The organism is Paenibacillus sp. FSL H3-0469 (assembly GCF_038051945.1).
Classification (GTDB): Bacteria; Bacillota; Bacilli; order Paenibacillales; family Paenibacillaceae; genus Paenibacillus_AQ.
Genome location: NZ_CP150302.1, coordinates 2,586,672 through 2,600,340 on the forward strand (window position 1 = coordinate 2,586,672; position 13,669 = coordinate 2,600,340).

Consider the following 13,669-nt stretch of genomic DNA (forward strand, 5'->3'; position numbering starts at 1 on the left):
GCATACCTCCACCGCACGCTCCAGAACGTACGTTTGCCATTGTTTGCAAAACACACTAAGTGAAAACCGCTTTGCAGTCCTTTTAAAAGACGGTACCGTTTCGTCGAGAAATAGAAGGATAATGTATGGTGTGAAACCTATACGCTTATATTTAAATAAAAGACTCTCCCGTAGCCGCGCAAACGGCGGACGGAAAAGTCTGATTAAACTCATGTAAATTAGTTTCAATGCTAACAGATAGTTGTAGAATACATCAAAAAGAGCCTCTATAAAAGAGACTCTTCCCGCAAAACCGGCTGCCCCGCCGGGTCTGGCACTTCTGTTCTATTTACTGCGCACCTCAAAGATGGCGAACTTCAGATAATGCCCCTCGTCCACGCCGAGAATCTGCGGATGATCCTTGCCTGCGGCCCGCCATTCGATCAGTCTCAGCACCTTGCCGGCATCCTTGGCCGCTTCCATGATCGTATCGAGGAACAGCTGCGGCTGCATGTGGTACGAACAGCTGGCCGTGACCAGATATCCGCCGTCATTCACCAGCTTCATGCCCTGCAGATTGATGTCCTTGTACCCGCGTACGGCACCTGCCACTGCGCTTTTGGTCTTGGCAAAAGCAGGCGGGTCCAGAATCACGACATCCCACGTGCGTCCTCCCCCGGCGGTCATCGGCTTCGCGGTATCCGCCTTGGCAGCCGGTTTGCTTCCGGTTTTCCCTTCTGCCGCTGCGCCGCCCGTAGCGCGCTCGGTGCGTTCCTCCTGACCCTTGACCTGATTGCGCAGGAAGGCAAATGCATCATCTACCACGAATTCCACCCGGTCACTGAACCCGTTGATCTCCACATTGGCCTTCGCGCTCTCGATGGCATGCGCAGACACATCCAGGCAGGTTACCTTCTTAGCGCCGTATTTGCAGGCATGCAGTGTGAAGCTTCCCGTATGCGCAAAGCATTCCAGCACAGTTGCACCATCCCAATATGGGAAGGTAACAGGCTTGCCGCTTTTGTTGACCGGCAGCGTCTGTAGTGACCCATCCTCGATTTCTACATTCTGCAGTGTAATTCCGCTGCGCCCGCCCCAGCCCTTCATCAGCGGAGCAATCGATGCTCTATTCTCCCGCTGATCGAAGAAATAGCCGGTCTTCTGCCCCTCTTCAATATCGACGATGACCTTCAGCCCGTTCTCACTTACGGTAATGTGGCGCGGGCATTCGCCGTAGAGCACACCCGTAGTCTGTTCCAGTCCCTCCAGCTCCCGTACACTGACATCGCTGCGCTCATAGATGCCGCGCGGCGCCATCACCTGCACCAGTGCCTCCACTATCTCGGAGCGGCGCTGATCCATAGCCAGTGTCAGCAGCTGCACCACAAGGACTTCACCGAAGCGGTCAATGATCAGCCCGGGCAGAAAATCCGCTTCCCCGTAGACCAGACGATAAGCGTCCGCCCCCGGCAGGAAGCGTTCCCTGTGCCGCAGACAGTCCGCGAACCGTTCTACAAAAAACGCCGTGTCCATCGCCGCCAGCTTGTGCTGCGACAGAATTCTCACCCGGATCTGTGAAGCCTGATTATAATACCCGGTAGCCAAGTACCTCCCCTGATGGGTCAGAACATCCACCAGTCCGCCTGCCTGCGGCTCTCCGTCTACAGATGCTACTTCACTGGCGAAGACCCATGGGTGGCCCTGCTCCAGTCTTTTTTTACGGTTGCGTTCCAGAATTACTGATGCCAATACCTTCAACTCCCTATTCTTGTTGCCAGATTAATATACATGTCCTATGCCTGGCGTTCATATATTGGTACAACCCCCGTTCAAAAAGGAGCCTGTCCTTATGATCCGTGAACTGTTATTCCCTGTCCTCTATGGTCTTGTCATATTCCTCGCCGGCATGAAGGTGATGGAAGCCTCGCTGTCGCGGCTGGCCGGTCCGCTGCTGAAGCGCAGCCTGCACAAGGCTACCTCCACACCGGCCAAAGGCCTGATCGTCAGCGCCCTGCTGTCGGCGCTGCTGCAGAGCAGCACCGCAGTAACGGTGCTGACCATCGGCATGGTCAATGCCGGGCTGCTGACCTATGCCCGCACGCTTGGCATTATTCTCGGCAGCAACATCGGCACCTGCCTGACAACGGAGCTGATCAGCCTGCAGATCAGCACGCTGGCCGCGCCGCTGCTGATCGCGGCGCTCTGCCTGTGGGCCGCCGCCGTGATGGCCGGCGAGCTGGCCCCCCAGTCCCGGCGGCTGCTTGATCTCTGCCGCCGGATCTCGGGACCGCTGCAGTTCATCTGCCTCGCGGTCACCGGCTTCGCGCTCGTCCTGTGGGGCATCGCGGTCATGCAGTCCATCGGCCCCGCCCTGGAAGGCAGCGCCCTGTTCCGCTGGTTTCTCGGGCATGCCGCAACCAGCGCACTCTGGGGGCTGGCCGCCGGGGCTGTGCTGACGGCGATGGTGCACAGCAGCGCCGCAGTTATTGGCATGGCGATGGGCCTCGCCGCCAGCGGCGTGATGCCCCCTGCGCTTGGCATCGCCATCGTCCTCGGCGCGAATATCGGCACCTGCGTCACTGCCGTCATTGCCGCCATCGGCAGTACGCCTTCCGGCGTATTCGTCGCCTGGTCGCATGTGGCGCTGAATATCGGCGGCGCCCTGCTCTTCCTGCCCTTCATCCAGCCGCTGCAATCCCTGTCCGCCTGGATCGGCGGCGGACCTGCCGCCCAGCTCGCCCACGCCCAGACCATTTTCAACGTCATCTGCTCGCTGGGAGTACTCCCGTTATGCTATCTGCCCGTCTGGTCCCGGCTGGAGCAGCGGCTGTAGCCCTGAGCCTTCCAAGAATCGTAATCGCAGTCCTCATTATACTTCAAATCCGCCGGACAGTACTAATTCAAAGCTTAATTACGCAAGAAATTTCCCCTCATTGATTTTGCAAGATTAATAAGCATAATTGAAACTAAGGGAGATGATTCCAAAGTTGAGTAATCAGAATATCAGTACAACAGTTTCAGGGGATTTAATCGTTACCCATCTAATTGGCAGGATTACAACAGATGATGTTAATGAATGGTTTTATGGGTTCGAGCATGCTTGCCAGCAATTCATTTCCACGAATCGGAAATACAAATTGTTGGTGGATCGAAAGGGATACACACCAGATCACTTTTCTGTCCAAAAAGCATGGAAAGATATGTTCTTTAACGAAACCTTATTGAATCACAGCAAGGCTATTGCATTTCTCCTTGAAGAAGGAGAGATCATGAATCATTTACAACAAACCAACACCAAAAAATCCGTAGAATTTTTTGATGATTATGAGCAAGCATTGATTTGGTTAAAGGAGTATCCAATATAAAATATTAAAAATTTCCAATTCATTGTGATTCGGCGATCTGTAATAGAAATTGCATCTTTAAATGAGAAGCTAAAAAAGACCTAGGGCACCATCGCCCCAGGTCTATATTTACATCAGCTTCTTAATCTTATCCAGCGGCAATTCAACAGCCTTAGAGACCACTTCGGGAGAAAATCCATTGAGCAGCAACTTACGGATGAGCTCCGCCTGACCTTCTGCTTTTCCTTCTGCTTTGCCTTCCTCAATACCTTCGGCTTTGCCCTCTTCATATCCCCAACGCTTCCAGGCTGGCATCAATTCCATGATAGCTTCTCCCTCCTCCGGGTAATGATCAATTAATTCTCTTAGAATCTCCTCATCCTGTGCCGGTCCGGCTTGAAATACAAATCCACCACTGACATAATCAGCGCCAGCCGTCCCTGATCCAATCGCGTCCTGAGCTTGATGAACATACGCAGGAACTCCCGCCGTACATCTCTCGCTTCTCTTGTAGTATACCCCGTCTTCGCTAATAACGCAGCAGCCACTGCATTGTATGAGTCGATGAAGCGCCGCCAGTTCTGCTTACGCAGCTCCACCTTAAGGAACTGGAAGCGCAGAATGGAATGCTCGGGAATAGACAAAAAACCCGCACACCGTCCACATGGACGAATGTACAGGTCTTTTGGTGGCCGCTCAAACCGCCGGCAGCACTACACTATTTCACAGTAACATATACCGTAACTGTCTTGGTTCCCAGTTTTCCTTTAATAGATGCGCTCCCCTTGCTCACTGCTGTAATCATCCCAGTAGCATTGACCTGGGCGACAGCAGGTTTGGAGCTGGTCCAGACCATGCTTCCTGTAACAACCGCAGTGCGGCCGGTATCATACAGCGCGGTTACTACTACGTTTTTGCCTGCTCCCGGTGCAAGATTCAGCCGGTTCTCACTGACCGTTAGCTTCATTAGCTTAGGAACAACTGTAATCTTAACCGTCGCCTGAATGCCCTGGTAGGAACCGGTCAGGGTTGTAGTTCCCTCAGCCAGTGCTTTGACCGAAGTCCCGTTAATGGTGGCCACAGCAGGGTTCGAGGATTGCCAGTTCATTGCACTCGAGAAGTTGGCAGATTTACCATTAGAAAAGTATCCAGTCGCCTTAATGGACTTGGAGGCCTTAATGTTCATTTCCAGCGTTGCCGGGTCCACCACCAGCTTCACGACCTTCTGTGCAATCGTCACCGGAACACTGATAGTCTTATTGGAATAAGTCCCCTTCAGGGTTGCCGTACCTTTGACCAATCCCTTGATAGTCTTCGCTGTGCTTGTCTGCTTAAGAACAGCATTGCTGCCGCTCAACTCCCACTTAATGCTTCCTGATACGTCCAGCTCGTCGCCATTCTCCAGTACAGCCTGAACAGCAGGCAGCGGCAGTTCTTCGCCCATGACTACGCCCAGCGCTTCATCAGGCCCGATTAGGACCAGAACTTTGTTCTGAACTGTTACATTAAACTGAACTGTCTTGGACCGGATGGCTGTAGCGGAAGCGGAGGTCACTTCACCAGTCTTAAGCTTCCCGGTCAGGATTGCTGTACCTGCCTTGCCGCCGACAAACTTCCCGTCCTTGATGGACACAATCTCTTCATTCGCAGAGGTCCACTCCATCTCATCGCTGATGTCGAGCTTGGTTCCGTCATACTTAGTTCCGTTCACCTTCGGCAGACTGACCGCATCCGCCGTGTATATTTCCTGCTCTGTCTTCTCCAGGCCCAGCTCAGTCAGCGTCGGATAGACGGTGATCTTGAAGCTTTTGCTGATTCCCAGATAGCTGGCCTTAATGATTGAGGTTCCTACTGTTTTACCCGTAACAGTGGCATAAGCATTGCCTGCATCTGCCGTATTGGCAATTACAGTAGCATTCATCAGGTTGTCCGAGGTCCAGACTGCGGACGCTGTTTCGTTCGAGGTTGAATTGATAGCATTACGCATTTCTGCGGTTACATTCAGACTCTCCCCCAGGAAAAGCGACTGGTCGCCGGAAGGCTTCAGCACAAGCGCTTCATAAGGCGCACGCACATAGACATCCACCGACTGGGTGACACCCAGATAGCTTGCGGTGATGACCGTTTTACCCACGCCAAGGATGGTAATCTCGCCGTCTTTAACAGTAGCTACGCTCTCGCTGGAGCTGCTCCATTCTACCTCATTGCCCAGGGTGATCTCCTGACTTGCCGAAGTAGCTTTGGTCTTGGCGGTCAGCTTGACCGGATTGTCCCCGACCAGCATTTCCATTTCCTTAACGATGGTGTCGTTCTTATCTTTCAGTACAATAGCGGCATAAGGAAGCTCTACTACCGCTTTGATCGTTTCGGTTAATCCTTTGTACTTGGCGGTAATAGTAGCCTTACCTTCACCGACCAGTGTAATCTTGCCCGCAGCAATAGTCAGCACGCCCGTATTCGAGCTGCTCCATTCTGCATCCTTGGTGACATCCTTCTCTGCAGTGGCCGAAGTTCCGCCGATGGCGGTCGCCGTAACAGACAGCAACTCATCTTTGTCGCCTAATTTATAGCTGCCCTCTGTGCTGCGGGTCAATTTCAGTTCCTTGAAGGAGTGAGTGACCGATACCTCTACAGAGGCTATGGCATTATTGTAGGTTGCTGTGATCATCGCCGTTCCAGCACTTACCGGTCTAAGCTGGCCGTTGAGTACTGTAACTACTTCAGTCTTGGAAGAAGTCCAGGTCGCGGCTGCCGTTACATCCCGTTTGGATGCGGAGCCTTCTACATTGGCATATACCTTAAGCTGCTTCGGTGACTGGCCCACGGTAAGCTCAACCTTGGCTGCGCTGTCGAATTCAATAGAGATAGTGTCTCCAGCAGCGGCAAAGACGTTTACCGGAAAAGCGGCTACAACGAGCAGTATCATAATGAGGAGCGTTTTTGTCATTTTCCTGTACACGGTCATCTGTTCTCTCCTTAGACGGTCTGATTATCGGTGGACTTTTTTCCCACTCTCTTCCACTATATCGACAAATCCGGCCCAAGTCTTTACCCCATTTTCCGTATTTCACGAATCCCGGGCAAATTCAGGTCTTTGTAACTATATAAAATGTACCTGTCAAAATTCCCCTCCGCCACTTTTCCCAATCTGTTTTTTCAAGTCCAATTTAAATAGATAATTACGGCATAACGAAAAACAGGATGTCTTCCTGCCGTAGAAGGCACAGAAGACATCCTGTAGCGGTCTATCTGATCAGGTGGCCGGAACTGCCCTGCTCACACTAACAAGCTCGCCGCGGCATTCATTCACGCCGGCTTCGGTTACCTTCACCTGGCACAGCTCGCCCTGCAGCGAATCGTCGCCGTCAAACAGCACCTGGAGATAGTTGTCGCTGAAGCCGTGCTGTACGCTGCGTCCCGCTGAACCCTTGGCGGCCCGCTCCGGAATGACGGACAAAGTCTGTCCCACGAAGCGCCGGGCATAGGCCAGCTGCATCTCTTCAGAGAGGTCGATCAGCTCCTGCACACGCGCATTCTTGATCTCCTCATCCACCTGATTGAGCATCCGTGCAGCCAGTGTTCCCGTCCGTTTGGAATACGGGAAGACATGCATCTCCGAATAGTTGACCGCCTTCATGAAGTCGTAGCCTGCGCGGAACATCTCATCCGTCTCACCCGGGAAGCCGACGATTACATCGGTTGTGATCCCCACATCCGGCATGGCCTGACGGATCAGCTGCATTTTGGCAAAATACTCTTCCGCGGTATACTTCCGGCGCATCGCCTTCAGCACCTCGTTATGGCCCGCCTGGAGCGGAATATGCAGATGGCGGCACATCTTGGTACTGCGGTTCAGTACCTCCAGCAGCTTCTCGTCTATCTGGCTCGCTTCAATGGAGCTGATGCGGACACGTTCCAGCCCGTCCACCTTATCCAGCTCCCAGAGCAGGTCGGAGAGACGGTAGTTGTCCAGATCATCCCCGTACCCGCCGGTATGGATGCCGGTCAGCACGAATTCCTTGTATCCGGCCTCCACCAGCTGATGCGCCTGGGCGACAATCGATTTTGGATCACGGCTGCGTGAGAGACCGCGTGACCACGGAATGATGCAGAAGGTGCAGAAGTTGTTGCAGCCGTCCTGAATCTTCATGAACGCACGCGTCCGGTCAGCGAACCCGGGCACATCCATCTCCTCGAACTCACGAGTCTTCATGATGTTACGGACCGCATTCACCGGCTGGCGCGACTCCTGAATATTCTTCACATGGGTCATGATTTGTTCACGGTCCTGGTTGCCGATCACCAGATCGACTCCGGGAATATCGAGAATCTCTCCAGGTGAGGTCTGCGCGTAGCAGCCGGTAACAGCTACGATCGCCTCGGGATTGCGGCGGACCGCCCGGCGGATCATCTGGCGGCTTTTTTTGTCGCCTGTATTGGTCACCGTACAGGTGTTAATCAGATAGACATCGGCGGAACCCTCAAAATCTACCTGCTCATATCCATCATTCTTAAAGAGCTGCCAGATGGCCTCGGTATCATAGAAATTGACTTTGCAGCCCAGTGTATAAAAAGCTACAGATGGCATGGTTTAAGCTCCTCCCATTTCTCCGGATTCATATAAAATGCAGGCGGCGGCAACCATACCTGCGGTTTCACAGCGAAGAATACGCGGCCCCAGCCCGACAGAGACTGCTCCGGCCTCCTCAGCCAGCCGGCATTCCTCCGTACTGAAGCCGCCCTCCGGCCCTACAACGATCATTACTTTGGCCGCAGCCTCCTGCGGAAGCGATGCCAGCCATGGCGCGGCTGCGCTGCGGAGCTGGAGCCCCTCTTCCTTCTCATAGCAGAAATAGACGGCGTCATAGCCGCTGAAGCTCTGAAGCAGCTGCTTCCAGCTGAGCGGCGAATTCACCTGCGGAACAATATTCCGGTGCGCCTGTTCGGCAGCTTCCTTGCAGATTTTGCGCCAGCGCTCTACCCGCTTACTCTCCTTGCGCTCATCGTACTGCACGATGGTCCGCTCTGAGAGGAACGGCGTGAAGGCTACAGCCCCGATCTCCGTACATTTTTGAATGACTGTCTCCAGCTTATCCCCTTTGGGCAGGCTCTGGGCGACAGTAATCTGGATGCGCGGCTCATGAGTCATCGCCAGTGGCTCCAATATGCTCACAGTGACCAGACCGATCTCTATGTCAGCAATCTCGGCCAGTGCCTCGCGGGACACACCGTCGCTGACGATCAGCTTGTCCCCGGCCTTGCCGCGCATGACCTTGGCGATATGGCGGGCGTCTTCACCATCAATGCTAACCTTGTCTGCTCCGAACTGTGCCGGAGTTACGAAATAACGCTGCATCTCTCATCCTCATCCTATCCGTTATTCAGCGTAAAAGCGGCGTAGTCCCCGTCAAATCAGGTCCCGGCCGCCGCTTCACACGTATCATTCATCTACTTAATAATCACATTATATTCTACAACGTTTGCTATGCACTGAACAGTCCCTGTCTGCACTGCCATGCTCAGACCCCGAACATTTTGAGGAACAGCTGGAAGAAATCATTGCCAGTCCGGGTCGCCCAGTAGCTAAGCGGTTCTATCGTATAGGCGCGCAAACCCGGAATGAAGATGATCAGCAGAAAAAGGAAAACGGTATACTGCTCATACTGCTGAAGTCTTCCCCGGATCGGACGCGGTGCGATATCCTCTACGATCCGGTAACCGTCCAGCGGCGGCAGCGGAATCAGGTTGAATACGAAGAGGAAGAAGTTGAAGTGAATGAACATCCCGAAGAACCAGATCAGCGCCCGGAGCACCTGCTCGTTCTTGATCGAATCCATCGTGCCCGTCCCCACAAGAATCGCATAGATCAGCGCGCCCAGAATACCGAGCAGCAGATTGCTGATTGGCCCGGCGGCTGATACGATAACTCCCATCAGACGGGGACGACTGAAGTTGTCCCGGTTCACCGGAACTGGACGCGCCCAGCCGAAGCCTGCAATCAGCAGCAGAATGATACCGAAGAGATCAAAGTGCACTGCCGGATTCAAGGTCATGCGGCCCAGCAGTCGCGCTGTAGGGTCCCCGAATTTATTGGCAAAATAAGCGTGGGCGAATTCATGCACCGTAAACGCAATAACAATCGTAATCAGAAAAAACGGAAGCTGCTGCAAAGGATATACTAAAATTTGATCCAGAGAACCCATGTCTACCTCTTTCCGGCTGTGAACGCCACCCAATCTTCTTCGCGGGTTACTTCTAAAATCTCGAAACCGGAGGACATAAGCGCTTCTGCTACCAGCCCTTCCTTATCCTTATAAATCCCCGAGGTAATATAGATCCCCTCAGGCTGAAGCGCACGGTAGACATCGTCCGTGAACAGCACAATAATCTCGGCCAGAATATTCGCCACAACCACCCGGACCGGAAGAGTCACTCCCAGCCCGTCTGCCGCCGGAGGTACAACAGGAACGGCCTCTTGGTCAGCCGTATTGCTTGGCCGGGCTGAAGGCCACATCTCTCCGGCTGAGGTATCCGCCGCCCCCTCACCGCCCAGCAGCGAGAGCAGATCGCTCTCCTTCACGGTGATCGCTGACTCCAAACGGTTCAGCGCCACATTGTCGCGGGCGCTCACCACAGCGACCGGGTCCAGATCCAGCGCCAGGACGGAGGCTGCACCAAGCAGCATCGCTCCGACAGCAAGGATACCGGAGCCTGTACCTACATCGATGACTTCGTCGCCGCTGACAATATGCTTCTCAAGAGCACGCAGGCACAGCGCCGTTGTCGGATGCGTCCCGGTCCCGAAGGCCATGCCGGGGTCAATTTCAATGATTTTCTCATCGGCGGAGGCCGGGGTATATTCTTCCCATGTCGGCTTAATGGTCAACCGCTCGGAGACGCGCAGCGGCTTGAAATACTGCTTCCAGGCATGAGCCCAATCATCTTCATCCACCGTCTTCCATGAGATCTGTGCCAGCCCGGGGTCGATGCCGAACTCTCTCAGCTCTTCAACCCTTGGAGCCACCTCGGCCACAACCGCGTCCATGTCCACCGATTCCGCATAATATCCTTTAATAACCGCTTCCCCTTCAGGGATGTCATTGAGCGGTTCATCATATAATTCACCGTAACGTGTATCCCGGGTTTTATTCAGCGTCCCGGATTCTTCAATAGAGACTCCGCCCGCTCCGGCCTCAACCAGCAGATTGGAGATCATCTCCTGTGCTTCCTCCGTTGTATGTACCGTTAATTCGTGCCATAGCATGGTAATGAATCCTCCTAAAAGTTTGTAAGCGTTACTTCTCTCGATTCTGCTTCGAACAAACTTACTTCGGAAGCATAGACTTAAGTTTTGCGAGCATAATCTCCCTTGAAGCATGTCTTAGCTAGTATAGCATTTCTTACCCGTTCAGCGCCAAACTGCGTTCAACTCTCTATAGCAGCCGGGGTGCTGCGGCAAAAACAATCCAGCGAATGGTCATCCACCATCCCGGATGCCTGCATAAAAGCGTAACAGATCGTTGAGCCGACAAACTTCATTCCTTTGCGCTTCAGCGCCTTGCTCATCTGATCAGACTCAGGAGTGGTTGCGGGCACCTCGGCTCTATTCTTCCAGTGGTTCACCACCGACTTGCCGCCGACAAAGCTCCACAGATAACCGGCAAAGCCTCCCTCTTCCTCTTGGCAGATCTGCTGGTACACCTGTGCATTGGTAATCACTCCCTTAATCTTCAGACGGTTGCGGACAATCCCCGTATTTTGCATCAGCTCTTCGATTTTGTCCTCCCCATACAGCACGATCTTCTCCGGATCAAAGCCGTCAAAAGCCTCGCGGAAGCCCTCCCGCTTCTTAAGCACCGTATACCAGCTCAGTCCGGCCTGCATCCCCTCCAGCATCAGCAGTTCGAACAGCTTCAAGCCGTCAGTCAGCGGTTTGCCCCATTCTTCATCATGATAAGCTATGTATAGCGGGTCCGTGTTCACCCAATCGCAGCGCTTCAGTTCCACCGTGCCTCTCTCCTCTGCCTTATGATCCTTCGGCTATTCATAAGCCGTATCTACTAACTGTATACGAAAAAAAGAGAAGAACACAAGGTTCTTCCCGTTAAAATAATGTTACTATTGTCCTTGCAGCTGTACCCGTGTCTCTTTGTCCGGTTCATTGGTAGAGTAGAAGAACATGTATATTGAAGCTTCTGTGCCTTTAAAATCCTTGTATACATCCATGCTGTGATTATTTCCGTCTCCACGAAAGCTTACTGTCACTGGTTTACCTAAGATTCGATCTTTACCAGTGCCGATATGAGTCTGATTCACGCCGCCAAAATGGGGATCATCACTCTTCATCTCTACATACAGATCCGCACCCTGCATATAATAGGTCCACTGCACCGGGTAACCGCCGGTTTGCCGGATTAGCGTCTGCTTCTCGCTGGAGATGTTGGTTAATTTCAGTGGTTTCTTGTCATCCTCATGCCGGGTAACCTTATAATTACCTACAAGCGTCATGGGCGTCGTCTTTGTGATCTCAAGATCTACCGGCCGTTCGAAACGCAGTGTTCTCAGATCCTTGTCCTCCGATGTCGAATACCACAATCCGCCTTCCAGCTTCTGCCCGCCTACCTCAAGACTATAATTCACATATGGCAGCTCAGCGAATTTAGCCTTAGTCCGGATGGACACACGGATTTGTGTAGGTGTTACAACCATTTGCTCAATCCGGTTACCGGCGTCTTCCGCTTCCAGTGGCAGATCCAGAACCGTCTTCATCGTGGCGCCTGCCATCTTCTTTTTGCTTAGCTCGAAATCGAATGTCCACGGACCCTCAATATTGCGTTCAAGCTTGGTGTAGCTGAGTTTATATGCCGTCTCTGCCTGAGGGACGTCAACAGGATTGTAATACTGAAGTGAGGTATATTCCCCGTTATCTCCCGGCTTGCCCATGGCACCTGGTTGAGAGTTCTTGACAGGCTCTCCATCTCTGTATGCTATGATTTGAGGGTATGCCAAGCTCTTGGATTCCAGATCATTAAAAATCGCTGCCGTGGACAGCATCAGACGCTCATTCCCTTCTTTAAAGGGCAGAACACTGAAGGACTCCAGTCCATCCCGGTTTACCTGGAAGTTCTGCAGCTCCGGCGAGTCCGTGTCCAGCTTCAGGTCCACCTCTTGTTGGGAATAGGATTGAATTCCTGTTGCGGTCAGGCTCACCTTGACCGTCTCCTGTCCCGGACTCCAGTTCGTCTCAAAATAACCATTGTACCGTTTGTTCTTCTCATCCCACTGCTGGTAGTAGTATTCATTGTCATCGCCGTTCCCTTTTGCATCCTTAAGAGACATTCCGTTCACATTCCACATACCATTGCCCTTATCTCCTCCAACATCGAGACTATAAAGAATTACAGTCCGGTTCTCATCAGAGAGCGCTGTATGCAGTGTCAGGGTTACTCCATCCTTAGTTATCGTTTGGCCCAGCGCCTGACCCAGATTCTTGGACAGTGCAGCCTGTATACCACTTCTATGGTTGAGCAGATTACCCCAGTCGTATTGCACAGCGGCATATACAGGAACAGCCATCAGCACTACGCTGAAGGAGGCTGCGACAGTGATCTTTCGCCAGTTACGATGGCGGACCGGGCTATTTGCTCCCGCACGGCTGCCGCCCTTGGAGGAAGTATATCCGGCCTGCTCCATCCGGCCCCACATTTGCTCGAAATCAGGGTAATTCAGCTCCTGATCTTCATTTAAGCGACGCTTTAACTGCGCTTCGGTTCTGTCCATATTCTTCGTCCTCCTTCGTTATGGGCTGAACGCCCGCTTCTTCCAGAATCTTCTTCATCATACGGAGTCCCTTGTGCTGTCTGGACTTCACGGTCCCCAGCGGGATATCCAGCATCCGGCGGATTTCCTCCAGACTGAAATCATGCATATACCGCAGAGTCAGCACCGCCCTGATCTTCGCCGGGAGCCGGGACATGTACCCGGCCCATTCCAGCTTCGTTTCCTTCTGCTCCACCAGCTTGTCTACCAGCGGCTGCGGATTCTCCCTGAACATATGGAGATGGGCCGTCAGCTTCTGCTGCAGGCTGTTCCTGCGCTTCAGATGGTTCAGGCAGGTGTTGACGGTGATTTTCATAATCCACGCCTTCAGATATTCAATGCCCTGCCGCTCGCTGCGGAAGAGAGTGATGAATACCTCCTGACACAGATCCTCAGCATCGGCAGCATCATGCACCATATAGTAGCAGGTGCGGTATACCTCCTTGTTGTAGGTCTGGAATAATTCCTTGTTATCCACTTGAGCATGCCCTCCTTTCCTGTTCGTTCTGTTTCTTATAACAACTCCG

General features: G+C 53.0%; 13 protein-coding genes. 2 read left to right on the forward strand and 11 right to left on the reverse strand.

Features of this window, described 5'->3' with window-relative positions; all coding sequences use genetic code 11:
• Positions 1 to 324 precede the first annotated feature (324 nt).
• Positions 325 to 1,728: a class I SAM-dependent rRNA methyltransferase gene (locus NSS83_RS11245; RefSeq protein ID WP_341348264.1), complete on the reverse strand. Its 1,404-nt coding sequence runs from the start codon at positions 1,726 to 1,728 to the stop codon at positions 325 to 327.
• 100 nt (positions 1,729 to 1,828) lie between these two features.
• Between NSS83_RS11245 and NSS83_RS11250 the strand changes: the two genes are divergently transcribed.
• Both NSS83_RS11250 and NSS83_RS11255 read left to right on the forward strand, forming a co-directional pair.
• On the forward strand, positions 1,829 to 2,812 hold the full coding sequence (locus NSS83_RS11250; protein WP_341184417.1) for a Na/Pi symporter: 984 nt from the start codon (positions 1,829 to 1,831) through the stop codon (positions 2,810 to 2,812).
• Positions 2,813 to 2,966: 154 nt separating this feature from the next.
• The gene (locus NSS83_RS11255) at positions 2,967 to 3,344 is read left to right on the forward strand and encodes an STAS/SEC14 domain-containing protein (RefSeq protein WP_341184416.1); all 378 of its coding nucleotides are present in this window, start codon (positions 2,967 to 2,969) and stop codon (positions 3,342 to 3,344) included.
• 108 nt (positions 3,345 to 3,452) lie between these two features.
• Here the strand turns inward: NSS83_RS11255 and NSS83_RS11260 are convergent, their stop codons facing one another.
• The 10 genes from NSS83_RS11260 to NSS83_RS11305 all read right to left on the reverse strand — a co-directional run bounded on the left by NSS83_RS11260 (position 3,453) and on the right by NSS83_RS11305 (position 13,620).
• On the reverse strand, positions 3,453 to 3,647 hold the full coding sequence (locus tag NSS83_RS11260; RefSeq protein WP_341184415.1) for a hypothetical protein: 195 nt from the start codon (positions 3,645 to 3,647) through the stop codon (positions 3,453 to 3,455).
• A gap of 41 nt (positions 3,648 to 3,688) precedes the next feature.
• Complete coding sequence (locus tag NSS83_RS11265; RefSeq protein ID WP_341184414.1) at positions 3,689 to 3,967, reverse strand: hypothetical protein; 279 nt, start codon at positions 3,965 to 3,967, stop codon at positions 3,689 to 3,691.
• A 74-nt stretch (positions 3,968 to 4,041) separates the two neighbouring features.
• Entirely contained in the window at positions 4,042 to 6,288 is a 2,247-nt protein-coding gene (locus NSS83_RS11270; RefSeq protein WP_341348265.1) for an Ig-like domain-containing protein, read from the reverse strand.
• 288 nt (positions 6,289 to 6,576) lie between these two features.
• Positions 6,577 to 7,911 (reverse strand): tRNA (N(6)-L-threonylcarbamoyladenosine(37)-C(2))-methylthiotransferase MtaB, encoded by a 1,335-nt coding sequence (mtaB, locus tag NSS83_RS11275; protein ID WP_341348266.1) that lies wholly within the window; start codon positions 7,909 to 7,911, stop codon positions 6,577 to 6,579.
• A 3-nt stretch (positions 7,912 to 7,914) separates the two neighbouring features.
• On the reverse strand, positions 7,915 to 8,679 hold the full coding sequence (locus NSS83_RS11280) for an RsmE family RNA methyltransferase (RefSeq protein ID WP_341348267.1): 765 nt from the start codon (positions 8,677 to 8,679) through the stop codon (positions 7,915 to 7,917).
• Positions 8,680 to 8,842: 163 nt separating this feature from the next.
• Positions 8,843 to 9,526: a site-2 protease family protein gene (locus NSS83_RS11285; RefSeq protein ID WP_341348268.1), complete on the reverse strand. Its 684-nt coding sequence runs from the start codon at positions 9,524 to 9,526 to the stop codon at positions 8,843 to 8,845.
• A 2-nt stretch (positions 9,527 to 9,528) separates the two neighbouring features.
• Entirely contained in the window at positions 9,529 to 10,587 is a 1,059-nt protein-coding gene (prmA, locus tag NSS83_RS11290) for a 50S ribosomal protein L11 methyltransferase (RefSeq protein WP_341348269.1), read from the reverse strand.
• A gap of 161 nt (positions 10,588 to 10,748) precedes the next feature.
• A complete protein-coding gene (locus tag NSS83_RS11295; protein WP_341184408.1) occupies positions 10,749 to 11,330 on the reverse strand; it encodes a DNA-3-methyladenine glycosylase I in 582 nt (193 codons plus the stop codon).
• Positions 11,331 to 11,441: 111 nt separating this feature from the next.
• Positions 11,442 to 13,103 carry a DUF4179 domain-containing protein gene (locus NSS83_RS11300; protein WP_341184407.1) on the reverse strand — a complete coding sequence of 554 codons (1,662 nt, stop codon included), beginning with the start codon at positions 13,101 to 13,103 and terminating at the stop codon, positions 11,442 to 11,444.
• On the reverse strand, positions 13,063 to 13,620 hold the full coding sequence (locus NSS83_RS11305) for an RNA polymerase sigma factor (RefSeq protein ID WP_341184406.1): 558 nt from the start codon (positions 13,618 to 13,620) through the stop codon (positions 13,063 to 13,065). Before NSS83_RS11305 ends, NSS83_RS11300 begins: the two co-directional genes overlap by 41 nt.
• Positions 13,621 to 13,669: the final 49 nt, after the last annotated feature.